23 protein-coding genes are annotated in these 24,104 nt (G+C 71.5%); 15 read left to right on the top strand and 8 right to left on the bottom strand.

What is annotated here, in order from left to right; genetic code table 11:
- Nucleotides 1-20 precede the first annotated feature (20 nt).
- On the bottom strand, nt 21-2,066 hold the full coding sequence (locus ABTX18_RS24745) for a beta-galactosidase (RefSeq protein WP_352124935.1): 2,046 nt from the start codon (nt 2,064-2,066) through the stop codon (nt 21-23).
- Nucleotides 2,067-2,246: 180 nt separating this feature from the next.
- On the opposite strand from ABTX18_RS24745, the gene ABTX18_RS24750 reads away from it, so the two are divergent.
- From ABTX18_RS24750 to ABTX18_RS24765, 4 genes are read left to right on the top strand one after another with little or no spacing between them, the layout of a single operon-like run.
- Nucleotides 2,247-3,563 (top strand): extracellular solute-binding protein, encoded by a 1,317-nt coding sequence (locus ABTX18_RS24750; RefSeq protein ID WP_352124936.1) that lies wholly within the window; start codon nt 2,247-2,249, stop codon nt 3,561-3,563.
- On the top strand, nt 3,560-4,486 hold the full coding sequence (locus ABTX18_RS24755) for a carbohydrate ABC transporter permease (protein ID WP_352124937.1): 927 nt from the start codon (nt 3,560-3,562) through the stop codon (nt 4,484-4,486). Before ABTX18_RS24750 ends, ABTX18_RS24755 begins: the two co-directional genes overlap by 4 nt.
- Nucleotides 4,483-5,349: a carbohydrate ABC transporter permease gene (locus tag ABTX18_RS24760; protein ID WP_503061202.1), complete on the top strand. Its 867-nt coding sequence runs from the start codon at nt 4,483-4,485 to the stop codon at nt 5,347-5,349. The genes ABTX18_RS24755 and ABTX18_RS24760 overlap by 4 nt, the downstream gene beginning before the upstream one ends.
- Before the next feature lie 41 nt (nt 5,350-5,390).
- The gene (locus ABTX18_RS24765) at nt 5,391-6,425 is read left to right on the top strand and encodes a LacI family DNA-binding transcriptional regulator (RefSeq protein WP_352124938.1); all 1,035 of its coding nucleotides are present in this window, start codon (nt 5,391-5,393) and stop codon (nt 6,423-6,425) included.
- Nucleotides 6,426-6,486: 61 nt separating this feature from the next.
- Here ABTX18_RS24765 and ABTX18_RS24770 read toward each other — a convergent pair whose 3' ends face one another.
- Nucleotides 6,487-7,557, bottom strand: coding sequence for an alkene reductase (locus tag ABTX18_RS24770; RefSeq protein WP_352124939.1), 1,071 nt, complete (start codon nt 7,555-7,557; stop codon nt 6,487-6,489).
- 167 nt (nt 7,558-7,724) lie between these two features.
- Here ABTX18_RS24770 and ABTX18_RS24775 point away from each other — a divergent pair, with 167 nt between their 5' ends.
- Nucleotides 7,725-8,210 (top strand): MarR family winged helix-turn-helix transcriptional regulator, encoded by a 486-nt coding sequence (locus tag ABTX18_RS24775; RefSeq protein ID WP_352124940.1) that lies wholly within the window; start codon nt 7,725-7,727, stop codon nt 8,208-8,210.
- Between the two features lie 6 nt (nt 8,211-8,216).
- Here ABTX18_RS24775 and ABTX18_RS24780 read toward each other — a convergent pair whose 3' ends face one another.
- The 4 genes from ABTX18_RS24780 to ABTX18_RS24795 all read right to left on the bottom strand — a co-directional run bounded on the left by ABTX18_RS24780 (nt 8,217) and on the right by ABTX18_RS24795 (nt 11,674).
- On the bottom strand, nt 8,217-9,278 hold the full coding sequence (locus ABTX18_RS24780) for an aminotransferase class V-fold PLP-dependent enzyme (protein ID WP_352124941.1): 1,062 nt from the start codon (nt 9,276-9,278) through the stop codon (nt 8,217-8,219).
- Nucleotides 9,279-9,510: 232 nt separating this feature from the next.
- Entirely contained in the window at nt 9,511-10,230 is a 720-nt protein-coding gene (locus ABTX18_RS24785) for a DsbA family oxidoreductase (protein WP_352124942.1), read from the bottom strand.
- A gap of 141 nt (nt 10,231-10,371) precedes the next feature.
- Complete coding sequence (locus ABTX18_RS24790; RefSeq protein ID WP_352124943.1) at nt 10,372-10,524, bottom strand: hypothetical protein; 153 nt, start codon at nt 10,522-10,524, stop codon at nt 10,372-10,374.
- A gap of 238 nt (nt 10,525-10,762) precedes the next feature.
- Nucleotides 10,763-11,674 (bottom strand): LysR family transcriptional regulator, encoded by a 912-nt coding sequence (locus ABTX18_RS24795; RefSeq protein WP_352124944.1) that lies wholly within the window; start codon nt 11,672-11,674, stop codon nt 10,763-10,765.
- Nucleotides 11,675-11,855: 181 nt separating this feature from the next.
- Here ABTX18_RS24795 and ABTX18_RS24800 point away from each other — a divergent pair, with 181 nt between their 5' ends.
- The 3 genes from ABTX18_RS24800 to ABTX18_RS24810 all read left to right on the top strand — a co-directional run bounded on the left by ABTX18_RS24800 (nt 11,856) and on the right by ABTX18_RS24810 (nt 14,201).
- Nucleotides 11,856-12,476 carry an NADPH-dependent F420 reductase gene (locus ABTX18_RS24800; RefSeq protein WP_352124945.1) on the top strand — a complete coding sequence of 207 codons (621 nt, stop codon included), beginning with the start codon at nt 11,856-11,858 and terminating at the stop codon, nt 12,474-12,476.
- A gap of 51 nt (nt 12,477-12,527) precedes the next feature.
- A complete protein-coding gene (locus ABTX18_RS24805; protein ID WP_352124946.1) occupies nt 12,528-13,460 on the top strand; it encodes an SDR family oxidoreductase in 933 nt (310 codons plus the stop codon).
- Nucleotides 13,461-13,532: 72 nt separating this feature from the next.
- On the top strand, nt 13,533-14,201 hold the full coding sequence (locus ABTX18_RS24810; protein WP_503061203.1) for an NADPH-dependent F420 reductase: 669 nt from the start codon (nt 13,533-13,535) through the stop codon (nt 14,199-14,201).
- Nucleotides 14,202-14,312: 111 nt separating this feature from the next.
- On the opposite strand, the gene ABTX18_RS24815 is transcribed toward ABTX18_RS24810, so the two are convergent.
- Together ABTX18_RS24815 and ABTX18_RS24820 are read right to left on the bottom strand one after the other, a co-directional pair.
- Nucleotides 14,313-14,924 (bottom strand): DUF1349 domain-containing protein, encoded by a 612-nt coding sequence (locus ABTX18_RS24815; RefSeq protein ID WP_352124947.1) that lies wholly within the window; start codon nt 14,922-14,924, stop codon nt 14,313-14,315.
- A complete protein-coding gene (locus ABTX18_RS24820) occupies nt 14,921-16,441 on the bottom strand; it encodes an aldehyde dehydrogenase (NADP(+)) (RefSeq protein WP_352124948.1) in 1,521 nt (506 codons plus the stop codon). The genes ABTX18_RS24815 and ABTX18_RS24820 overlap by 4 nt, the downstream gene beginning before the upstream one ends.
- Nucleotides 16,442-16,595: 154 nt before the next feature.
- Here ABTX18_RS24820 and ABTX18_RS24825 point away from each other — a divergent pair, with 154 nt between their 5' ends.
- The 7 genes from ABTX18_RS24825 to ABTX18_RS24855 all read left to right on the top strand — a co-directional run bounded on the left by ABTX18_RS24825 (nt 16,596) and on the right by ABTX18_RS24855 (nt 24,008).
- Entirely contained in the window at nt 16,596-17,366 is a 771-nt protein-coding gene (locus ABTX18_RS24825) for an IclR family transcriptional regulator (RefSeq protein ID WP_219569419.1), read from the top strand.
- Between the two features lie 2 nt (nt 17,367-17,368).
- Nucleotides 17,369-17,842 (top strand): GNAT family N-acetyltransferase, encoded by a 474-nt coding sequence (locus tag ABTX18_RS24830; RefSeq protein WP_352124949.1) that lies wholly within the window; start codon nt 17,369-17,371, stop codon nt 17,840-17,842.
- A 254-nt stretch (nt 17,843-18,096) separates the two neighbouring features.
- The gene (locus tag ABTX18_RS24835; RefSeq protein ID WP_503061204.1) at nt 18,097-19,437 is read left to right on the top strand and encodes a phosphatase PAP2 family protein; all 1,341 of its coding nucleotides are present in this window, start codon (nt 18,097-18,099) and stop codon (nt 19,435-19,437) included.
- Nucleotides 19,438-19,529: 92 nt separating this feature from the next.
- A complete protein-coding gene (locus tag ABTX18_RS24840) occupies nt 19,530-20,552 on the top strand; it encodes a hypothetical protein (RefSeq protein WP_352124950.1) in 1,023 nt (340 codons plus the stop codon).
- Nucleotides 20,549-21,808: a sensor histidine kinase gene (locus ABTX18_RS24845; protein ID WP_352124951.1), complete on the top strand. Its 1,260-nt coding sequence runs from the start codon at nt 20,549-20,551 to the stop codon at nt 21,806-21,808. The genes ABTX18_RS24840 and ABTX18_RS24845 overlap by 4 nt, the downstream gene beginning before the upstream one ends.
- Nucleotides 21,808-22,467, top strand: coding sequence for a response regulator transcription factor (locus ABTX18_RS24850; RefSeq protein ID WP_352124952.1), 660 nt, complete (start codon nt 21,808-21,810; stop codon nt 22,465-22,467). Before ABTX18_RS24845 ends, ABTX18_RS24850 begins: the two co-directional genes overlap by 1 nt.
- Before the next feature lie 89 nt (nt 22,468-22,556).
- Nucleotides 22,557-24,008, top strand: a complete 1,452-nt coding sequence (locus ABTX18_RS24855; protein WP_352124953.1) for a peptidoglycan D,D-transpeptidase FtsI family protein — start codon at nt 22,557-22,559, stop codon at nt 24,006-24,008.
- Nucleotides 24,009-24,104 lie beyond the last annotated feature (96 nt).

The following is a 24,104-nucleotide window of genomic DNA, read 5'->3' on the forward strand; positions in this document are numbered from 1 at the left end:
GGGGATGCGGTGGTGCGCCCTCAGCCGTCGAGGCGGACCACGCGGACGGCACCTGCCGGTACGGCGAGGTGGCCCGTGGCCGGTTCTCCGGTGAGGAGTTCGGTGCCGGGGGCGTCGAGCGGCACCTTGGCCTCGTCCCCGGTGTGGTTGATCACGAAGAGGTACGTGCCGCTGTCGCCGGTGCGGGTGACGGCCTCGACGTCGTACGGGAGGGCGGTGCGGGGGACGACGCGGGCGTCCTCGCAGGCCCGGTCGAGCACGGCGTCCAGGCCGGCGCCGCTCAGCCGGGTGGAGACGTACCAGGCGGTGCCCTCGCCGAGGCGGTGGCGGGTGACCGCGGGGCGGCCGGCCGCGATGCCGTCGGCGTAGGACCACATGGTCTCGGCGCCGCGCGGGATCACCACGTCCGACCAGAGGTCGCCGGTCAGTCCGGGGCCCTCGGGTGCGCCCTCGGGGGTGATCAGGCGGACGGTGCCGCCCTCGGCGAGCGGGGAGAACTCCTCGACCGTCAGCCCCAGTACGTCCCTGAGCGCGCCCGGGTACGGGCCGGGGTGCACGGCGTCGTTGGCGTCGACGATGCCGGAGAAGTACGAGACCACGAGGGTGCCGCCGCCCTCCACGTACCGGCGCAGGTTGCGGCCGGTCTCCTCGGTGGCGAGGTAGAGGGCCGGGACGACGACCAGGGGGTAGCCGGACAGGTCGGCGTCGGGGTGGGCGAAGTCGACGGTGAGGTGCCGGTCGAAGAGCGAGGCGTAGAAGGTGTCGGCGCGCTCGCGGGCGTCGTGGTCCTGGCTCGGGCGCCACTCCAGGGACTGCGCCCACCAGGACTGCCAGTCCCAGATCATGGCGACGTCGGCGACGGTCCGGGTGGTGCGGATCTCGTTGAGCAGGCCGAGATCGGCGCCGAGGCGGGAGACCTCGCGCCAGATCCGGGAGTCCGTGCCGGCGTGCGGGAGCATCGCCGAGTGGAACTTCTCCGCGCCGCGCAGGGACTGCCGCCACTGGAAGAACATCGCGCCCTCGGAGCCGCGGGCGACATGGGCGAGGCTGTTGCGGGCCATCTCGCCGGGGCGCTTGGCGGGGTTGCGGGGCTGCCAGTTGACGCCGCCGGTGGAGTGCTCCAGGAGCAGCCAGGGGGCGCCGCCCGCGACCGAGCGGGTGAGGTCGGCGGCCATGGCGAGGTTGACGTGGGTGCGGCGGCCGTCGGTGATCAGGTAGTGGTCGTTGGTGACGAGGTCGACCTCGCGTCCCCAGGCCCAGTAGTCCACGGAGTCGCACTGGCTGAGGGCGGTCATGAAGTTGGTGGTGACGGGGATGCCGGGGGCGAGCTCGTGCAGGATGTCGCGTTCGGCGCAGAAGTTCTCGCGCATGGTGGCGTCGGCGAAGCGTGCGTAGTCGAGCTGCTGGGCCGGGTTGCCGACGGTGGGGGTGGTGCGGGGCGGGTCGATGTCGTCGAGGGTGCGGTAGCGCTGGCCCCAGAAGGCCGTGCCCCAGGCCTCGTTGACGGCCTCGACGCTGCCGTGGCGGGCGGCGAGCCAGCGGCGGAAGTGCGCGGCGCAGTTCTCGCAGTAGCAGGCGCTGACCGGGACGCCGTACTCGTTGTGGACGTGCCACAGGGCGAGGGCCGGGTGGTTCGCGTACCGGAGGGCGAGCTGCCGGGTGATGTCCGCCGCGGCGGCCCGGTAGTCGGGGTTGCTGTGGCAGATCGCGCCGCGTGAGCCGAAGGCGTACCGGACGCCCTCCCGGCTGACCGGCAGGGCCTCGGGGTGGGCGCGGTAGAACCAGGCGGGCGGGACGACGGTGGGGGTGCCGAGGTCGGCGCGGATGCCGTTGGCGTGCAGCAGGTCCAGGAGCCGGTCGAGCCAGCCGAAATCATAACGATCCGGCTCGGGCTGCAGCAGCGCCCAGGAGAAGATCCCGACGCTGACCATGGTGACGCCGGCCTCCCGCATGAGGCGCATGTCCTCGGGCCAGACCTCCTCCGGCCACTGCTCGGGGTTGTAGTCGCCGCCGAAGGCCAGCTGGTGCAGACCCTGCGGGGCAGTCGCGCGAGGGGTGTGCGGCATGGGCGTCTCCTGGGCTCTTTGGTACAACTTCTGGGAACGTGCACACACCCTCTCGGTGGCGCAGGGCCAACATAACCGCACAGCAACAACCATTGACAAGTGTCGGTTTCGTTTCTCTACTGTGAACGCTCACAGCGCACATCGGCGCTGCACCCTCGCTTCTCGTCAGGGGAGACATCCATGAAGTACCGCATCGTCGCGGCGTCCACGGCCGCCGTGCTCGCCGCCACCGCACTGCTCACGGGCTGCGGCTCGTCGGACGACGGCGACGACGGCACGGCCGCCTCCGGCCCCGTCTCGCTCACCTACTGGGCCTGGGCCCCCGGCCTGGACAAGGTCGCGGACATCTGGAACAAGGGCGAGGGCAAGAAGGCCGGGATCACGGTCACGGTGAAGAAGCAGGCGTCGGGCGACGACCTGGTCACCAAGATCATCACCGCGGCGAAGGCGCACAAGGCCCCCGACCTGGTGCAGGCCGAGTACCAGGCGCTCCCCACCCTGGTCTCCAACGACGTGCTGGCCGACATATCCAAGGAGGCGGGCGACGCCAAGGGCGAGTTCGCCGACGGCGTCTGGCAGCAGGCGACGCTGGGCTCGGACGCCCTGTACGCGCTGCCGCAGGACTCGGGCCCCCTGATGTTCTACTACCGCCAGGACCTGTTCAAGCAGTACGGCCTGTCCGTGCCCACCACCTGGGACGAGTTCGCCGAGACCGCCCGGGCGCTGAAGAAGAAGGCCCCCGAGAAGGACCTCACCACCTTCTCCTCCAACGACTCCGGCCTCTTCGCGGGCCTCGCCCAGCAGGCCGGCGCGAAGTGGTGGACCACCTCCGGCGACAAGTGGAAGGTCGCCATCGACGACCCGGCCACGCAGAAGGTCGCGAGCTTCTGGGGCGGCCTGGTCAAGGAGGGCGCCATCGACAACCAGCCGATGTACACCCCGGCCTGGAACAAGGCGCTCAACACGGGCAAGCAGATCGCCTGGGTCAGCGCCGTGTGGGCGCCGGGCACGCTGACCACCGCCGCGCCCGAGACCGCGGGCAAGTGGGCCATGGCCCCGCTTCCCCAGTGGAAGTCCGGCGAGAGCGTCACCGGCAGCTGGGGCGGCTCCTCGACCGCGGTCACCAACGACTCGAAGCACAAGGAGGCCGCGGCCACCTTCGCCAAGTGGCTGAACACCGACTCCGCCGCGCTGGCCGCGCTGGTGAAGGAGAGCGGCATCTACCCCGCGGCCACGGCCGCCCAGACCGGTGGCGCGCTCGCGCAGCCTCCGGCCTACTTCTCCAACCAGCCGGACTTCTACACCGAGGCCGCGAAGATCGCCCAGGGCACCGCTCCCGCCGCCTGGGGGCCGAACGTGAACGTCGCGTACACCGCCTTCAAGGACAACTTCGCCAAGGCCGCCAAGAACAAGTCCGACTTCGCACCGGCCCTCACCGCGATGCAGGACGCCACCGTCGCCGACCTGAAGAAGCAGGGTTTCGGAGTCTCCGAGTGACACGCGCACGCCGCCGGAAGCCGTACGGGGTCAAGAGCGCCCCGTACGCCTTCCTGATCCCCGCCACCGTGCTGTTCCTGCTCTTCTTCGCCCTGCCCATCGGCTACGCGCTCTACCTCAGCTTCCGCCGGACCGAGGTCAGCGGCCTGGGCCTCGGCAAGGGCGCCCGCCAGGAGATCTGGGCCGGGTTCGCCAACTACACCGACGCGGTCTCCGACTCCGAGCTGCTCCACGGCGCGCTGCGCATCCTCGGCTACGGCGCGATCGTCGTCCCGGTGATGCTGGGCCTGGCCCTCCTCTTCGCCCTGCTCCTGGACACCGAACGGCTCCGGCTGGGCGGGTTCAGCCGGCTGGCGATCTTCCTCCCGTACGCGATCCCGGGGGTCGTCGCCGCCCTGATGTGGGGCTTCCTCTACCTGCCCGACGTCAGCCCGTTCTACTACCTGCTGGACAAGGCGGGGCTCCCGCAGCCCGATCTGCTGGACGGCGGGCCGCTCTACCTCGCGCTCGCCAACATCGCGGTCTGGGGCGGCACCGGCTTCAACATGATCGTGATCTACACCTCGCTGCGGGCGATCCCCGTCGAGATCTTCGAGGCGGCCCGGCTGGACGGCTGCTCGCAGTGGCAGATCGCGCTCCGGATCAAGATCCCGATGGTGGCGCCGTCCCTGGTGCTGACGTTCTTCTTCTCGATCATCGCGACCCTTCAGGTGTTCAGCGAGCCGACGACGCTGAAGCCGCTCACCAACTCCCTCTCCACCACCTGGAGTCCGCTGATGAAGGTCTATCAGGACGCCTTCGTCAACAACGACATCTACGCGGCGGCCGCCCAGGCCGTCATCATCGCCGCCGCCACCCTGGCCCTGTCCTTCGGCTTCCTCAAGGCGGCCAACTCCCGTACGAAGCAGGGAGACTCCCAGTGACCACGCCGCACCTCGGGCGCCTGCCCGCGGCCCCCCGCCGGTTCGCCCTCGCGCCCACCGCCGCCCTGCTGCTCGGCGCGCTCTACTGTCTGCTGCCCGTCGCCTGGATCCTGGTCGCCTCGACCAAGTCCGGCAGCGAGCTGTTCTCCACCTTCACCTTCCTGCCCGGCTCCGGCTTCGCGGACAACGTCGCCGACCTCTCCGCGTACCGGGACGGCGTCTACTGGAAGTGGATGGCCAACTCGGCCCTCTACGCCGGCGTGGGCGCGCTGCTGTCCACGGGCGTGTCCGCCGTCTCGGGCTACGCGCTGGCGGTCTACCGCTTCCGCGGCAGGGAGAGCATCTTCAATATCCTGCTGGCCGGGGTGCTGATGCCGCCCGTGATCCTCGCCGTACCGCAGTACCTGCTGATGGCGAAGGCCGACCTGACCGATTCCTACCTCTCGGTGATGCTGCCGGTGATCCTCTCCCCGTACGGGGTGTACCTCGCCCGGATCTACGCGGCGGCCGCCGTGCCGGGCGATGTGATCGAGGCCGGGCGGATGGACGGCGGGGGCGAGTGGCGGATCTTCCGGACCATCGCGCTGCCGATGATGCTGCCGGGGCTGGTGACCGTCTTCCTCTTCCAGTTCGTCGCGATCTGGAACAACTTCCTGCTGCCGTACATCATGCTCGGCGACGACGAGAAGTTCCCGGTCACGCTGGGGCTGTTCACCCTGCTCCAGCAGGGGTCCACCACCCCGGCCCTCTATACGCTGGTGATCACGGGCGCGCTGCTCGCGATCGTCCCGCTGATCGCCCTGTTCCTGGTCATCCAGCGGTTCTGGAGCCTCGACCTTCTCTCCGGGGCCGTAAAGTCCTGACGGGTCCCGCCAGGAAGCCATTTGATGAAAGATCACGCACCATGAGCCGCACAGAACAGTCCGGTACGGGACGCCGCCGGCCGCCGACGATCCACGACGTGGCGCGGGAGGCCGGAGTCTCCCGGGGCACGGTCTCCCGGGTGCTCAACGGCGGCCACAACGTCAGCCCCGCCGCGCTGGACGCGGTCAACTCCGCCATCCGCAAGACCGGTTACACGGTCAACCGGCACGCCAGGTCGCTGATCACGGGCCGCTCCGACTCGGTGGCGTTCCTGCTCACCGAGCCCCAGGAGCGGTTCTTCGAGGACCCGAACTTCAACGTGCTGCTGCGCGGCTGCACGAGCGCGCTCGCCGCGCACGACATCCCGCTGCTGCTGATGATCGCGGGCACGGAGGCGGAACGCCGCCGGAACATGCGGTACATCGCCGGCCATGTGGACGGCGTCCTGCTGGTCTCCAGCCACTCGGGCGACCCGGTCGCGGCCCAGCTGCACGAGGCCGGTGTCCCCCTGGTCGCCTGCGGGAAGCCGCTCGGGCAGGGCTCGAAGGTCAGCTATGTGGCGGCCGACGACCGGGACGGGGCCCGGGAGATGGTGCGTTTTCTGTACGAGTCGGGGCGCCGCCGGATCGGCACGGTCAGCGGCCCCCTGGACACCCCCGGCGGGGTGGAGCGGCTCGCGGGCTACCGCGAGATGCTGGCCGACTGCGGGCTGCCCGCCGACGACGCGCTGATCGTCCCGGGCGACTACAGCCGGGCGGGCGGCGAGGCGGCCGCCGCGCTGCTGCTGGAGCGGGCCCCGGACGTGGACGCGGTGTTCGTCGCCTCGGACCTGATGGCGCAGGGCGTGCTCGCGGCGCTGGAGAAGGCCGGGCGCAGCGTGCCGCAGGACGTGGCGGTGGGCGGCTTCGACGACTCCCCCGCGGCGCTCGCCTCCCGGCCGGCGCTGACGACGATCCGTCAGCCGTGGGACCGGATCAGCGCCGAGATGGTACGGGTGCTGCTGGCGCAGATCGGCGGGGAGGACCCGGCCGCGGTGATACTGCCGACCGAGCTGGTCCGTCGCGGATCGGCCTGACCGCGGCGCTCGGGGGGCGCCGCGGCCGGCCCTTGCGGCCGCTACGTCTTCTTGCTTCTGGTTACGCCCCGAGCACCGGGTAGTCGGTGTAGCCGCGGTGGTCGCCCCCGTAGAAGGTGGCGGCGTCCGCGGCGTTGAACGGGCCGCCCGCGCGCAGTCGCTCGGGCAGGTCCGGGTTGGCCAGGAACAGCACGCCGTACGAGACGATGTCGGCCACGCCCTCCTCGATCAGGGCGAGCGCGTCGGGTCCGGTCGGGCCCTCGCTCGCCGGGTTGAGGACGAGGGTTCCGTTGAACTGCTTGCGCAGGGACTCGGTCAGCGCCCGGTCGGCGGCCGCTCCCTCGACGAGGTGCAGATAGGCCAGTCCGAGCGGCTCGATCGCCTGCACGAGCGCGCTGTACGTGGCCTCGGGCGCGGGCTCGTCGATGTCGTTGAACCGGTTGCCGGGCGAGAGGCGGATCGCGGTGCGGGCGGCGCCGATCTCGGCGGCGACGGCACGCACGGTCTCCAGGGCGAACCGGATCCGGCCCTCCACGGAACCGCCCCACTCGTCGGTGCGCCGGTTGGAGTTGGGCGCCAGGAACTGGTGGATCAGGTATCCGTTGGCGCCGTGCAGCTCCACCCCGTCGAAGCCGGCGTCCACCGCGGCCCGCGCCGCGGCGGCGAAGTCGGCGATCGTCGCCCGGATCTCGGGGTCGGTCAGCTCGCGCGGGGTGACGAAGTCCTTCGGGCCCACGTGCGTGAAGACCTGCCCGGTGGCGGCGACCGCGGAGGCACCGACGGGGGTGAGCCCGTCGGGCAGCAGGACCGGGTGGCCGATGCGGCCGGTGTGCATGATCTGGGCGAAGATCCTGCCGCCCTTGTCGTGCACGGCGTCGGTCACCCTGCGCCAGCCGGCGATCTGCTCGTCGCTGTGCAGCCCCGGGGTGCCGGGGTAGCCCTGGCCGACGACCGACGGCTGGACGCCCTCCGTGATCAGGAGGCCCGCCGAGGCGCGCTGGGCGTAGTACTCGGCCGTCAGCTCGGTCGGCACGCCGCCCTCGCCGGCCCGGCTGCGCGTCATCGGCGCCAGTGCGATGCGGTTGGCGAGCGGGGTGCCGGCCAGGTCGTGCGAGTCGAATGCGGTGGTCATGAGAAGCCCCCAGGAAAGGTATGTGGTCGGCCGGGGAAACTATGTGGTCGGCCAAGCATTTGATGCGCGTGCCACTGTAGCGCATTACTTGGCCGACCAAGGTAAAGTTGCCGGGAAGCCGCATCCGGCCGCCGCAGAGCCGCCCCGCCCCACCCGAGGAGCCCCCGATGACCTCCGATCCCGCCTGTACCGAGCTGCCCAGCGCCGCCCGCGGCGGCCCGGTCAGCCATGCCGTGTCACGGGTGGCCCGGCTCCACCGGATCGCGGCCGGGAAGCTGCTCAAGGGGGCGGACCTCTACCCCGGGCAGGAGTTCCTGATGATGTACCTCTGGGACGCGGGGGCGGTCCGGCAGTCCGACGTGATCAAGGCGGTCGACCTGGATCCCTCCACCGTCACCAAGATGCTCCAGCGACTGGAGCAGTCCGGCCATGTGCGCCGCAGCCCCGACCCGGCCGACCGCAGGGCCGTCCTGGTCGAGGCCACCGACACCAGCTGCGCGCTGCTCTCCCAGGTGGAGCGGGCCTGGACGAATCTGGAGGAGCACACGCTCGCGGGCCTGGACGCGGGGGAACGCAAGGAGCTGGCCCGGCTCCTGGCCAGGGTCGAGGAGAACCTCTGCCGGGAGGCGGGGGACTGCCCGGAGAACCGCTGACCGGCCTCAGCCCGAGATCACGTCCAGCGCGCGGTCCACGTCGGCCTCGGTGTTGTAGAGGTGGAAGGCCGCCCGGAGGTTGCCGGCCCGGTTGGAGACCATGACGCCGGCCCGCTCCAGGTCCGGCGCCCGGTCACCGAGTCCGGGCGCGGCGACGACGGCCGTCGCCCCCGGCACCGGCTTGTGGCCCAGTTCTTCCAGCCCGTCCCGGAAGCGGGCCGCGAGCCCCGTGGCGTGGTCGTGCACGGCGTCGATCCCGATCTCGTTCAGCAACGCGAGGGAGTGCTCGGCACCGTGGTACGAGAGGAACGCGGGCGGCTCGTCGTAGCGGCGGGCGTCGGCGGCGAGCCGCCGCACCGGCTCGTACAGGCTGTTCCACGCGTCGGCGGCCGCGACCCAGCCCGCGAAGACCGGGGGCAGCGACTCCTGGGCCTCCTCGGTGACCGTGAGGAAGGACGCGCCCCGTGGGCAGAGCAGGAACTTGAAGCCGGCCGTGACCGTGTAGTCGTACGCCCCCGCGTCCAGCGGGAGCCAGCCGGCGGACTGGGTCGCGTCCAGCAGCGTACGGGCCCCGTGGGCGGCCGCCGCGGCGCGCACGGCCTCCAGATCGGCGAGCCGGCCGTCGGCGGACTGCACCGAGGAGAAGGCGACGAGCGCGGTCCCGGGGCGCACCGCGTCGGCGAGCTCCGCCAGCGGCACGTACCGCATGCGCAGATCACCGCGGACCGAGAACGGGCTGGTGACCGAGCTGAACTCCCCCTCGGGCGCGAGCACTTCGGCTCCGGCCGGCAGGGAGGAGGCGACCAGTCCCACATGGACGGACACGGAACTGCCGACCGCGACCCGCCCGGCGGCGACCCCGGCGAGCCGCGCGAAACCGTCCCGCGCCCGGTCCACCGCTTCGAAGTCGCCCGCACCGGCCCTGCGACCGGAGGCGTTCTCCTCGGCGAGCGTCTTCACCGCATTGACGGTGCGGCGGGGCAGCAGCCCGCAGGAGGAGGTGTTGAGGTAGGCGGTCTGCGGCGCGAACTCGGCGGCCACCGCACGGCTGAGCGAAGAGATCGTCATGGGAACAGCGTGGGTTCCCCTTGACTCATAGTCAATCACCCGGAGTCGAGGGGCGTATCCAAGGGAAACTTATCCCCGCAGCTCACGGGCTCAGGCTGGTGCCGCCGACCTGCGGAACTTGAGCCCCGCCTCCCGGCCCGGACGCCGCCGTCGGCCGCCGAACCCATGGCCGCGACTCACCGGCCGAGACGGTGCCGCCGGCCTGCCGAACCCATGGCCGCCACTCACCGGCTCAGACGGTGCCGCCGGCCTGCGGCACTTCGCACGCGCCATCGGCGTCGCAGGCCGCCCCGTCCCCGCCGATCGCGGTCAGCGGGCGGTCCTTCCACGCCTGCTCCAGCGCCTGGGCGAAAACCTCTGCGGGCTGGCCGCCGGAGATGCCGTAACGCCGGTCGAGCACGAAGAACGGCACCGCGTTGGCGCCCAGTTCGGACGCCTCCTGCTCGTCGGCCCGCACCTCGGCCGCGTACGCCTCCGGGTCGGCAAGCACCGCACGCGCCTCGTCCGCGTCAAGACCGGCCTCGACGGCCAGGTCGAGCAGCACCGCGTCGTCGTAGACGGAACGCTCCTCGGCGAAGTTCGCCCGGTAGGCGAGGCTCAGCAGCTCGTCCTGACGGCCGCGGGCCTTGGCCAGGTGCAGCAGCCGGTGGATGTCGAAGGTGCTGCCGTGATCACGGCCCTCCGCGAGGTAGCCGAGCCCCTCGGCCTGCGCGTTGGCCGCGACGTTCGCCTCCATCGACCGGGCTTCCTCACGGGTACGCCCGTACTTCTGCGCCAGCATGTCGATCACCTGGGCGGTGTCGCCCTTGGCGCGGCCCGGGTCGAGCTCGAAGGACCGGTGCACGACCTCGACCTCGTCGCGATGGGCGAACCCCGCCAGGCCCTTCTCGAAGCGGGCCTTGCCGATGTAGCACCAGGGGCAGGCGATGTCGCTCCAGATCTCGACGCGCATGACTCTTCTTCTCTCCAGGCTGTTACAGATGGATCGTGCGGCCGCCCTGGGCACAGGTCGGCAGGGGCAGCACGGAGGCACCCTCCGCTCCTGCGTGAACACGCGCCCGGACCCTGTCATTCCCGGCCGGACCGAGAGGCCCTACTCCTCCAGCTCGACGATCGGGCGGTCACTGACGAGGGCCACGATGATCGTCGGGGCGTCGCCGTCGCACTGGTTGACGGAGACCGCGACGAGCGGGAGTCGCTTCGGCGGCCGGGTGGCCGCGGCGGCATCGGTCACGTTCGCAGCCACACTCTGTCCCCCGTTCCGGCCTCGCGTCCGTGCCCGTCCGCTCGACGGACCGGCAGAGTCCGCTGGACGCCCCGACCCCGGTCCGCTGAGCAACGGCGCGACGGCGAGCAAGACCGTTCAGCGGATCGGCCCGGCCCCGTCTACGCGCTGTCCCCGTGGCGCACAGGCGGGGCTTCTCGCGGCGTCCTGACCGGTTCGTACGAGCCCCGCAGGCCGAAGGCCGACGGGGGTGAGCTGCTCAACCGTGCTTTGCGGCGGCAGGGCCTCCACGCTGCCACATTTCATAGTTCCCACATTCTGACGTGATCTCGGCCGCCGCCTGGGCCGCGGCGAAGAAGTCGTCGACCACCGGCGAGATCCGCGATACCGGCACCGCCAGGCACACCTGGTCGGGCGCCAGATCCGGGACGGGCACATAGGTGACGTTCGGATGGGAGTAGAACACGGTCGCCGAACGGGCCAGGAACGAGATGCCCCGGCCGGCCGCTACATGCTCGAGCGTTTCGTCCACCCCGCGCGCCAGGTACCCGGCGTTGGGGTGCGGGTGCCTGGTGGGCTGCGTGCTCGGGTCGGCGTGCCAGACCAGCGGCTCACCGGCCAGGTCGGCCTCGCGGATCTCCTCCTTGCCGGCCAATCGGTGGCCGACGGGCAGCACCGCCACCCGTGGCTCGGCGTAGAGCGGGGCGACGCGCAGGCCGGCCTCGTCGATGGGCAGCCGCACATAGCCGATGTCGATGCGCCCGTCGAGCAGCATCGGGGCCTGGTCGTCCCATTCGATCCGTTGCACGTCCACCAGCACATCCGGGTGCCGGGCGGAGAACAGTCGTACCGCCGGGGCGACCGCGATGCCTGCCCGGAAGCCGACCATGAGCCGTCGGCCGCCGCGCGCGGCCGCGGTCACCCGGCGGCGGGCCGCGTGCGCGGAGGCGAGCAGCGGACCGGCGTCGGCCTGTAGTTGCCGGCCCGCGTCGGTCAGCGCTACGCCGTGGCGATCCCTGGTGAACAGCGGGGCGCCGAGATCCTGCTCGAGCGCGCGGATCTGCCGGCTGAGCACCGGCTGTGCGATATGCAGCTCATCGGCGGCGCGGCTGAAGTGCAACTGGTCGGCCACGGCAACGAAGTAACGCAGTTTGCGCAGATCCAGATCCATGGCGCCTCCCGGTCCGGTGATGCCGTGAGGGTATCACCGCGACTGAAAGAGGTCTTGGACACCAACTCAGGCCAGTGACAACCTGAATTGACACCTCATGAGGCCGAAGCGAATGCGGCCTACGAATTCGGCATCGGAACTTGATGACAGGGCTCAGGCCCGGAAGAAAGCAGGCACACCAATGAGCAGCATCAGCATTGTCGGCCTGGGGAACATGGCCCGCGCCCTGGCCGGCCGGGCGCTCGCCGGTGGCAACGACGTCGAGATCATCGGCCGCGACCAGGCCAGGGCCAAGGAATTGGCCGCCGCGCTCGGCGGCGCCACTGTCGGAACGGCCGGTGCCCCCCCGACCGGGGACATCGTTGTCCTCGCCGTGCCGTACGCCGGCGCGGCGGCGGTGGTGAGCGAGTACGGGGACGCACTGGACGGCAAGGTCATCATCGATGTCACCAACCCCGTCTCCCCCGATGCCCAGGGCCTTGTCACCCCCGACGGCAGTTCCGGCGCGCAGGAGATCGCCAAGGCCGCCCCCGGCGGCGCGCATGTCGTAAAGGCGTTCAACACCGTCTTCGGTCACATGCTGGCGCAGGGCAACACGCTGGACGTGCTCCTCGCCGGCGATGACGCCGAGGCCAAGGCGAGTGTCTCGGCGTTCATCGAAAGCCTCGGGCTGCGGCCGTTGGACACCGGCTCCCTGGGAATGGCGCGCTGGCTGGAGGGAACGGGCCTGGTGATGATCGGCCTGGGAAACCACGGCGCCGGGAGCTTCGACTTCACCCTCGATGTCAACACTTCAGCCTGAGCGCGCCACACCCCCACGTCTCGCGCCACAACAATGAAGAGGACGAGTAGCATGCGCGTTTTCGTCACCGGCGGGACCGGCCATTCCGGTTCGTACATCATCCCCGAGCTCATCGCCGCAGGGCACGAGGTCACCGGCCTGGCCCGATCGGACACGGCAGCGGCGGCGCTGTCCGCGCTCGGCGCGAAGGTGCGCCGCGGCGGCCTCGAGGATCTCGACGGGCTCAAGGAGGCGGCTGCGGATTCCGACGGCGTCGTCCACGTCGCGCACAGGCAGGACCTGCTTCCGTCCGGTGGGATGAACGCTGTGGCCGCCGCGGAGCTCCCGGTCGTGCTCGCGTACGGCGAGGCACTTGCGGGAACCGGAAAGCCGCTGGTGGCCGCGGGAAGCATAGGGTCGCCGGGCAGGCTGGGCCGGCCGGCCACCGAGGAGGACCCGGCCCTTCCCGTCGGGGATGAGCACAGGGGCACCCTCCGGGTTCGCAATGCCGTGGAAGCCGCCGTCATCGGTCTCGCCGAGCAGGGAGTGCGGTCTTCGGTCGTGCGGATTGCCAACATCATGCACAGCACGACCGATGCCGGCTTCCTCCCCATGCTGATCGCGCTCGCGAAGGAGAAGGGCTTCGCCGGCTACCCCGGAGACGGCGCGAACCTGTGGAACGCCGTGCACGTCCGCGATGCCGCCTCGTTGTTCCGCTTGGCGCTGGAGAAGGGTCCGGCCGGCAAATATTGGCACGCGGTCGAGGACGGGGGCATCCCGTTCCGCGAGATCGCCGAGGCCATTGGCAGCCGACTGGGCCTGCCCGTGGCAGCCATTCCCGCGGACGAACTGATGGTGCCGGCGTACTTCGGGTTCCTCGCGAACATAGTCACGCAGAGCTACCCGGCGTCCAACCTCATCACCCGCCGGACCCTCGGCTGGGAACCCGCCCAGCCCAGCCTGCTCGCCGATTTGGACAACGGCCATTACTTCTCCGCCGGCTGACGGCAGGAATCCGAATCGCGACGAACCCGGAAAATGGCAAGGATTAACGACTTCTGGAGGGACGCCGAGAATATGACGACTGTGGGATTCATCGGCAGTGGATACATCGGCACCACCATCGCGCGGCTCGCCGTCGAGGCCGGGCACCAGGTCGTACTCAGCAACTCGCGCGGTCCCGAAACGCTCGCGGACACGGTCGCGGAACTGGGACCGCGGGCGTCTGCGGCGACGAGCGGGGAGGCCGCGGCGGCCGGTGACATCGTCGTGGTCACGGTGCCGGTCAGTGCCTTCCCCAGCTTGCCCGCCGCGCCGCTGGCCGGGAAAACGGTCATCGACACGTGCAACTACGGCCCCGGGCGGGACGGCCACATCCCCGAGCTCGACAGCACGTCGCTCACCTCGAGCGAGCTGCTTCAGCAGTACCTACCGGACGCCATGCTCGTGAAAGCCTTCAACAACATCTACTTCAAGCACCTGCTGTCGCTCGCCCGCCCCGCGGGGGCGGCCGGCCGTTCCTGCCTGCCGATCGCCGGGGACTCCGCGCCGGCGAAGGCGGCGGTGACCGCGTTCATCGAATCCATCGGGTACAGCGTGATGGACGCGGGACCGCTGGCCGACGGCTGGCGGCAGGCGACGGACACACCGGTGTGGGGGACCCCGTACGGGCCGGCCTCGAACGAGAAGGCCCGGCCGGCCGGCGAGGACGCCATCCGCGCGGCACTGGCCGCCGCAACGCGGTAACCGTAGGTCGGCGCGGGCCAACGAGCGCCCGGCGGTAGCCGTGAAGGAGACCGGCGTCCGGTGCGCCGTCCTCCGTGGCCGGAGGACGGCGCACCGCCGCAACCCGCGGCGTCAGCTGCCGTCGCGCAGGTCCGCGAGGCCCGTCGGGCGGAATTCGATGTGGTCGAAGGAGACCTCGCAGCCCTCGCCCGTGGGTGACTGGGCGAGGAAGCCGATGGACGCGGCGGCGGCCCGGTCCGGGGCGCCCAGGGCGAAGACGCGGATGAAGGTCCACTTCTCGCCGTCGGGTGAGGCGTGGCAGGCGAAGGCGCTGCCGGTGCGGGTCAGGCGCAGCCAGTAGGTGTCGCCGTCGACGACGAAGGAGTTGGCGTCGTCGGAGTGGCCCCGGGTGACGACGGTGCAGATGGTGGGGCGGTCCGGGGAGAGTTCCAGGCAGAGCTTGGCCCACTCGCGGTCGCCGACGTGGAGATAGAGGACCCCCGCGTCGAAGGCGGCGTCGAAGCCGACGCGCACCCGTGCGATCAGCTGGAAGTCGCCCTCCGGGGCGGGGCCCAGCAGCCGGGGGGCGTCGCTCGCCGGGTCGAGGCCCTCGCCGTCCGGCGGGACGAAGCGGTCCTGGCGGGCGCCCGCGCGGCCGGTGAGGACGCCGGCCTCGTAGTTCCAGCCCGTGGCGGGGCCGAAGGGCTCCAGCACGAAGGGGAGTTCGGGGAGTCGCAGGCTCATGCGGGGTGTCCGTTCACGCGGCGGGGCAGGCCCAGCGGGTTGTCCTCGCGCAGCTCCGGCGGGAGCAGCGCGTCGGGGGTGGTCTGGAAGCTGACCGGGCGCAGCCAGCGCTCGATCGCGGTGGCGCCGACCGAGGTGGAGGTGGAGGTGGTGGCCGGGTAGGGGCCGCCGTGGTGCTGGGCGGGCGCGACGGCGACGCCGGTCGGCCAGCCGTTGACGAGGATGCGTCCGGCGAGCGGGGTGAGCGCGGCCAGGAGGGCTGCGGCGCCGTCGTCGGGTTCCTCGGTGGCGGTCTGGAGCGTGGCGGTGAGGTTGCCGGGCAGCCGGGACAGGACCGCGGTGATCTCGTCCTCGCAGGTGTAGCGGGCGACGACGGTGACCGGGCCGAAGCACTCCTCCAGGAGCGCGTCGTGCGGGCCCTCGGTGGCGAGCAGCTGCGCCGGTACGGTCAGGAAGCCGGCCGCGACGGTGTGCTCGCCGGCCGCTCCCGGGGTGACCGGGGCCTCGACGTCCGGGAGTGCGGCGCGCTCGCTGACTCCGGCGAGGAACGCGTCGCGCATGCGGTGGTCGAGCAGGACCCCGGCCTCGGTGTCGCTGACCACCCCGGTGAGGGACTTCAGCAGCCGGTCACCGCTCTCGCCCGCGGGGGCCAGGACGAAGCCGGGCTTGGTGCAGAACTGGCCCGCGCCCATGGTGATCGAGCCCGCGAGCCCCGCGCCGATCTGCTCGCCGCGCTCGGCAGCGGCCGCCTCGGTGACGACGACGGGGTTGAGGGAGCCGAGCTCGCCGTGGAAGGGGATGGGGACCGGCCGTGCGGCCGCCGCGTCGAAGAGGGCGCGGCCGCCGCGGATCGAGCCGGTGAACCCGGCGGCGCTGATGAGCGGGTGCCTGACCAGTTCGACGCCGGCCTGGAAGCCGTGCACCAGGGTGACGACGTCCTCCGGCAGCCCGTGCTGCGCCGCGGCCCGGCGCAGGATCGACGCGCACAGTTCGGAGGTCGCGGGGTGGTCGGGGTGCGCCTTGACCACGACCGGGCAGCCGGCCGCGAGGGCGCTGGCGGTGTCACCGCCGGGGACGGAGAAGGCGAGCGGGAAGTTGCTGGCCGCGTAGACGGCGACGACGCCGAGCGGGATCTTGTAGCGGCGCAGGTCGGGCCACGGCGGGGTGCGGGTGGCGTCCTCGTGGTCGATGTGGATGTCGAGGTACGCGCCCTCGTCGACGACCTCCGCGAAGGCGCGGAACTGTGCTGCCGTGCGGGCGAGTTCGCCGGTCAGGCGGGCCGGGCCGAGCGCCGTCTCCGCATCGGCGGCCTCGATGACGTGCTCACCGGCCCCGGCGAGCAGATCGGCCGCGGTACGCAGGAACGCGGCGCGCACCGCACGGTCCGCGAGACAGGCCCGTACGGCGTGGGCGGCCCGGACCACGCGGTCGACCTCCTCCGCTGTAGCCTCCACCGCAACCTGCTCACGCGGGTTCCCGGTGCGGGGGTCGACGCTCCAGACTGGTGCTGCTGCCACCGTGTTTCCTTCCGCTCCACTGCCACACATCAGAAGTTGTTCGGTATTCTGAACAGAGTTCCTGATCGTGAATATGAAGCGACTCTATTTCCGGGCGTTCGGTGTTGGCAAGAAGTCGCAGGTTTCCCAAGTGGGCTGGAAGGGGCGTAGGGCGATGTCGGTTGCCGAGTCTGGTGGGGCACAGGTCAAGTCCGCGGTACGGACGGTGGAGCTGCTGGAGTACTTCGCCGGGCGGCCGGGCATGCACTCCCTCGCCGCGGTGCAGGAGGCCGTCGGATACCCCAAGTCCAGCCTCTACATGCTGCTGCGCACGCTGGTCGAGCTGGGCTGGGTGGAGACGGACGCGACGGGGACGCGGTACGGGATCGGGGTGCGGGCGCTCCTGGTCGGCACCTCGTACATCGACGGCGACGAGGTGGTCGCGGCGGCCCGCCCGACCCTGGACCGGCTCTCCGACGACACCACGGAGACCATCCACCTCGCCCGGCTCGACGGGACGAACGTGGTCTACCTCGCCACCCGCCAGTCCCAGCACTATCTTCGCCCCTTCACCCGCGTCGGCCGCCGGCTGCCCGCGCACTCGACCTCGCTCGGCAAGGCGCTGCTGGCCACCCACAGCGACGAGCAGGTCCGCAAGATGCTTCCGGAGACGCTGCCCGCGCTGACGGAGCACACCCTGACCGACCGGGAGAAGCTCATCGAGGAGCTGCACCTGATCCGCGAACAGGGTTACGCGGTGGACCGCGAGGAGAACACCCTGGGCCTGCGCTGCTTCGGCGTCGCGGTCCCGTACCGCACCCCCGCCCGGGACGCCATCAGCTGCTCGGTGCCCGTCGCCCGGCTCACGCCGGCCCACGAGCAGATGGTGAAGGACGCCCTGTTCGACGCGCGGGACCGGCTGACGCTCGCCACCAGGAGGCTCTGACCGTGGACGTCTCGCTGCGCGAGGTGCGCGACACCGACCTGCCGTTGTTCTTCGCCTGGATGTCCGACCCGGAGTCCGTCCGCACGGCCGCCTTCACCAGCGAGGACCCGGCCGACCGGCACACGTTCGACGCGCACTGGAAGCGCATCCTCGCGAACCCCTCGGTCGTGATGCGCACGGTGCTCACGGACGGTGCGGTGGTCGGCAGCGCCGGGGTGTACGGGGCGCCGGACGACCGGCAGGTCACGTACTGGATCGACCGGGCGTACTGGGGCCGCGGTGTGGCCACCGCCGCTCTGGGCGCGCTGCTCGACGCCGTACCGGAACGTCCGCTGTACGCACGCGCCGCGGCCGACAACACGGGGTCGCGGCGGGTGCTGGAGAAGTGCGGGTTCGCCGTGACGGGCGAGGACCACGGCTACGCGCACGCGCGCGGCGAGGAGACGGACGAACTGCTGTTCACCCTTCCCGGGTGACTTCACGCTTCCCGGGTGAGACACCCCGTGCCACGCGGCAGGCCGGCCGGCCTGCCGCGGAATCGTCATGACCGTCGCAGCCTTCGAACACCACTCCGATAACATGCTCGGATTCATGGCGATTGGCGATTGGCCTCATGGTCCGCACCGCAGCGGCGGACCATGCTGTCCGGCGCGACAAATGACCCACGGCGTGACGTACCCCACCAACATCTAACACATCGGCCAAACTCTTGATACCTATAGCATCGCGGGTGTTTTCGCGAATAACCGACGGAAATACGCCCGGCACTTGGCGCCGGCCACGAACGGCGCTGTTCGCCGCGGCGGCGGTCGTGGGCCTCGGGTTCCTCGTCGCTCTGGAGATCGCCGCGCGTCACTACGGTCTGCCGGGGCCGATCGCCAGCCAGGCGCGCGAGGTGATATTCGCCCCCGCCTCCGGCTTCCTGCTGTACGCCAGCATGGGCCTGATGATGGTCGTGCTGACCTGGCGGCAGCGGTTCCTCGCGATCGGGACCGCCGTCGGTATCGACCTCGTCATCCTGCTGGTGCGCTGGGTGGCCGACGCCCCGGTGACCCACGGCCACCCCTTCGGCAACGGCGCGCTGTGGGTGATCCTGGGATGCGCGGTGATCGCCGTCACCCGCCGCACCGGCGCCGAACGCCTCCTGCTGCTCAAGGGTGTCGGGCTGGGCCTGCTGCTGGTGACCGGCCGCAAGACCGGCGACACCTGGTTGCTCATCACGTCGAAGACCCGCCCGCTGGTGCTCGACCAGTACGTGGCGACCGCCGACCACGCGCTGGGCAACCCCTCGTGGCTGGTGGGCCGCCTGGTCAGGTCGACCGGCTCGTTCGGTGAGGTCTTCCTCGACTCCGTCTACACCCAGCTCGCGGTGGCCGCGGTCGTCGTCGCGCTGTACCAGCTGCGCAACGTGTCGGACGAGCGCCGCTTCCCGGCCCACCACCTGGTGCGCACCTTCCTGGTCATCGGCCTCCTGGGACCGGCCATCTACATGATCTACCCGGTCGTGGGACCGGTCTTCGCCTTCGGCGCCGACGGCGGACACTGGGCGGCCGCCAGCCTGTGGCCCGACACGCTGCCACCGCGCAGCGGCCCGCAGCACATGCCGTTCGACGACTTCACCCCGCGCAACTGCATGCCCAGCCTGCACACGGCGTGGGCCACCACGATCTTCATCCATTCCCGCAAGGGCCCCCGCTTCCTGCGGTACGCGGGCACGTTCTGGCTGATCGCCACGCTCGCCGCGACGCTGGGCTTCGGCTACCACTACGGCATCGACATCATCACCGGCGTGATCTTCACCGTCACGATCGAGACGGCCCTGCGCTCACTGAGCCGCGGCTGGGACCGGTCCGGAACCCAGCTGGTCGCCTACGGCGCCACGGTCTTCACCGCGATCCTGGTGGCCGCCCGCTTCGTGCCCACGCAGATGGCCGCCCATCCATGGGTGTCCGGCCCGCTGCTCGTCCTCGCGACGGCCTCGGTGGTCTACGCGTATGTGCGGACCACCAGGCAGTGGGACCCGAAGCCCGCACCGGTACGGCAGCCGGAGCTGCGGCCCGAACTGGTCTGAGCCGCTGCGACGATCCGTCTCCGCCGTCCGGCGGAGACGGATCGTCGCCGGGCATGACGTGCCCGGACCGGCCGCGCGGCAGCGTGGAGGCCATGACACGGACCCCTGTCGCACCCGCTCCCGCACCTGAGGCCGCCGCCCCGGTCACCGACCGCCTCCGCACCGCGCTGCGCAGCGTCGCGATCGTCTCCTGCCTGCCCTACATCGCCCTCAAGACCGCCTGGATCTCGGGAAGCCGCCTCGGGATTCCGGCCGGCAGCTCGCTCCTCGACCACCGGACCTCGATGGCTGTCGCCAACGGCGCGTCGGTCCTGATGGACAGCGCCGTCGTGGTCATCGCCCTGCTGCTCACCCAGGCCTGGGGCCGGCGCGTGCCCGCCTGGCTGCTCGCCCTGCCGATGTGGGTGGCGACCGGCCTGCTGCTGCCGATCATGACCGGCTATCCGCTCCAGCTGCTGGTCCAGGTCCTGGGCGGGAAGACCGTCAACAAGGGTGACGCGGGCCGCCCCTTCCTGGACGAGTGGGTCTTCGGCGTCGTCTACACCGGCTTCATCGTCCAGGGACTGGCCCTCGGTACCCTGTTCGCCCTGTACGCCAGGGACCGCTGGGGCCACCTCTGGCAGGGCACGCTCCGCGAACTGCCGGACAGCCCCACCGCTCCCGCGCTGCGGGCCGCCGCCGTCGCCGCCTCGCTGCTCGCCCTGGTGCCCGGCGCCCTGCATCTGCTCTGGGCCACCGGTTCGACGGCCGGTCTCAACGAGGGCCGGATCCAGGAACGCACCAGCGGATCGGCGGTGCTCGAAGCGGTCTTCGCGCTCTTCGTCGTCGCGGCCGTCGCCGGAATCCTGCTCCTCGCCTTCCGCCGGAACTCCGCGCTGCCCCTGTGGGTACCGCTCGTCCTGGCCTGGGGCGGCTCGGGAGCAACCGCCTGCTGGGGCGGCTGGATGAGCATCGCCTCGCTGAGCGACGTCGACGACCTCGCCGATCAGCCCACCGCCGCCATGGTGTTGATCTACGCTGTGCAGATGCTGGTCGGAACGCTGGTGATGACCCTGGGTGCGTACTTCCTGGTGGAGCGATCGGCCGCGAACAGGCCTGCGGGCCGGCGGGCGTGACGCCGCTGGTCGGCCGGCGGGCCCGGCAGCGCTGGCTGCACCTGATCATCGGCGGCGCCCTGCTGATGCCGTACTTCCTGGTCGGCACCGTGATCGTCGGCCTGTACCGCAGCGACGGCGACCTCTTCAGCTCGCCGGTCAACCAGCTGACCGCCTTCGCCTACGCCCTGCCGATGGCCGCGGTCACCGCGCTCGTGCCCCTGGTCCGGCCGCTCTCGGTGGCCGCCGCCCGCGCCCTGTGCGGTCTGCCGCCGGACCGCCCGCTCGCGGACGGACCCGCCAGAACCCGGCAGGCGCGGGTCCGTTCGTCGGCCTGGTTCACCCTGCACGTGGGGCTCGGCGGCGTCGTCAGCGGCATGACGCTGTCGCTCGTCCCCTTCGCCGTCGGCGTCATCGGGCTGCCGTTCTTCACGACCGTGCGGGACTCCGCCGTGCTGCGTCTGCCCTCGTCCATGGACCGCCCATGGGTCATGGCCCTGGCGCCCTTCGCCGGTATCGCGATGCTGGTGGCCCTGGCCGGGTGCGCGGCGGCGGCCGGGGCGCTGCTGGCGGACCGGGCGCCGGTGCTGCTGGGCCCGACCCCGGACGACCGGCTGGCCGCCGCCGAACGCCGCGCGGCCGACCTGGCCGTACGCAACCGGCTGGCCCGCGAACTGCACGACTCGGTCGGCCACGCGCTCAGCGCCGTCACCCTCCAGGCGGGCGCGGCCCGCAGGGTCCTGGACAGCGACCCCGATTTCGTCCGGGACGCGCTGACCGCGATCGAGGAGACGACCCGGCGCACGGTCGGCGAACTCGACACCGTGCTCGGGATGCTGCGCCGGGACGACCACGACGGGGCCGGGGCACCGGGCACGCCGTCCGGCCCGGCGCTCGACGCACTGGACGGGCTGCTGGCCCACTGCGGGCTGCCCGTCGCGCACACCGCCGACGGCGATCCGCGCACCGTCCCCGCGCCAGTGTCCCGCGAGGCGTACCGCATCGTGCAGGAAGGCCTGAGCAACGCGCTGCGGCACGGCGGACGCGGCGAACCGGTGCGGCTGCGGATCACGGTGCGCGCCGGGGAGCTGGAGACCGTGCTGGACAGCCCCCTGTCCGAACGGCCGGCGGTGGTGCGCCCCGGCGGGGGCCGCGGGCTGCGCGGCATCGCCGAGCGGGCCGTACTGCTCGGTGGCCGTGCCGAGGCCGGAGAACACGAGGGCCGCTGGCGGCTCACCGCCCGCCTCCCCTTCCCCACCCCCGCCGAGGAGCAGTGATGAGCACACCGGTCCGGATCGTCCTGGCCGACGACGAACGCATGGTCCGCACCGCCCTGCGGGTCATCCTGGACGCCGAGACCGGCCTGGAGGTCGTCGGTGAGGCGTCGACGGGGGCGGAGGCCGTCTCCGTGGTCCGCGAACTGCGCCCGGATGTCGTGCTGATGGATGTCCGGATGCCGCAGATCGACGGAATCCGGGCGACGGAGCAGATCCTGGCCACGCTCGACCCGGCCCCCCGCGTCGTCGTCGTCACCACCTTCGAGAACGACTCCTATGTGTACGACGCGCTGCGCGCCGGGGCGGCGGGCTTCCTGCTCAAGCGGGCGGCGGCGGAGGACCTGGTGCAGGCGGTCCGGCTCGTCGCCCGCAGCGACTCGCTGCTCTTCCCCGCCGCGGTACGGGATCTGGCGGCCGCGTACGGAAAGCGGCAGCAGCCCGCCGCGCCGCCGTGGGCGGCCAGGCTCACCGACCGGGAGTCGGACGTGCTGCGGCTGATGGCGAGCGGCCTCACCAACGCGGAGATCGCCGCGCGGCTGGGGGTGGGCGCGGCGACGGCGAAGAGCCATGTGGCGGCCGTCCTCGCGAAGACCGGGGCCCGGGACCGCACCCAGGCGGTCATCGCGGCGTACGAGTCGGGGTTCATCACTCCGGGCTGACCCGGGAGCACGGCCGCGCAGATGAGGAATGGGTGAGAAGCGGCACAGACGGGAACGGAGTACCGTCTCCCGCTCGTCCCTCCAGCGGGATGAACAAGACGATCAGGCGCGCCTCGGTCTTCTCCCTGCTGCTGGTCCTCGCCCTCCTGGGGCGGGCGACCTGGGTGCAGGCGTACCAGGCCCGGGCGCTCGCAGACGACGACCACAACCGGCGGAAGACCATCGCGCAGTACGCGCAGCCGCTCGGCGACATCATCGTGGCCGGCTCCCCGGTCACCGGATCGAAGAGGACGGAGGGCAGCGATCTCGCGTACAAGCGCACCTACAAGGAGGGGGACCTGTACGCGGCCGTCACCGGTTACGGCTCGCAGGCGTACGGCTCGACCCAGCTCGAAGGCATCTACAGCCATGTGCTCGACGGCACCGACACCCGGCTGAAGAATCCGCTGGACGCGCTGACCGGCAAGCGGAGTGCGCCCGGCGACGTGGTGACGACGATCGACCCGGACGTCCAGAAGGCGGCGCACGACGCGCTCGGCGACGACAAGGGCGCGGCCGTCGCGATCGATCCGCAGAGCGGGCAGATCCTCGGGATGGTCTCCTCGCCGTCCTACGACCCGTCCGGCATCAGCGGGACGACGGACGGCGACGCCTGGCAGAAGCTGCTCGCCGACCCGGAGAAGCCGCTGGTCAACCGGGCGCTGCGGCAGCCGCTGGCGCCGGGTTCGACGTTCAAGCTGGTGGTGGCGTCGGCCGCGCTGGAGAACGGGCTGTACAGCTCGGTCGACGAGCCCACCAAGAGCCCCGTGCCGTACACGCTGCCGGGGACCAGCACCGTCCTGAAGAACGAGAGCGCCACCGCCCCCTGCGAGAACGCGACGCTGCGCGTGGCCCTCCAGTACTCCTGCAACAACGTCTTCGGCAAGGTCGCCGCCGACCTCGGCCAGGACAAGGTGCGGGCGATGGCGGAGAAGTTCGGCTTCAACACCGAGAAGCTCGACGTGCCGGTGCGGGCCTCGAAGAGCGTCTACCCGTCCGGGATGGACAAGGCGCAGACGGCGCTGAGCGGGATCGGCCAGTTCGAGGTCACCGCGACGCCGTTGCAGATCGCGATGGTCTCCGCGGCCCTCGCCAACGACGGCCGACTCGCCGCGCCGCACATGGTGTCCAAGGTGACGGACGCGGACGGCGGCACGCTGGAGGACTTCGAGGACGGGGACACGAAGCGGATCGTTTCCTCGTCCACGGCCGAGCAGCTGCGCAGCGCGATGGTGACCGTCGTGGAGAAGGGAACCGGCACCAACGCGCGGATCGGCGGGGCGGAGGTGGGCGGCAAGACGGGCACCGCGGAGAACGGCGTGGGCAACAGCAACACCCCGTACGCGTGGTTCACCTCGTACGCGAAGGACGACTCCACCGGTCGGGAGGTCGCGGTCGCGGTGATCGTGGAGGACTCGGGTTCGGCGGCGTCGGAGGTCAGCGGGAACGGTCTCGCGGCGCCCATCGCCCGGAAGATGATGGAGGCCGCGCTCCGGCGGTAGAGCGGAACCGGAGCAGCGTCCCGGCAGCCCTTGTCCAGGAGAGGGTGCCGGGACGTTCGCGTGTCCGGGCCCTTCAGGTTTTCGCCCGGTTACGTC

The organism is Streptomyces sp. NPDC096323, from assembly GCF_040302845.1.
Lineage (GTDB): Bacteria > Actinomycetota > Actinomycetes > Streptomycetales > Streptomycetaceae > Streptomyces.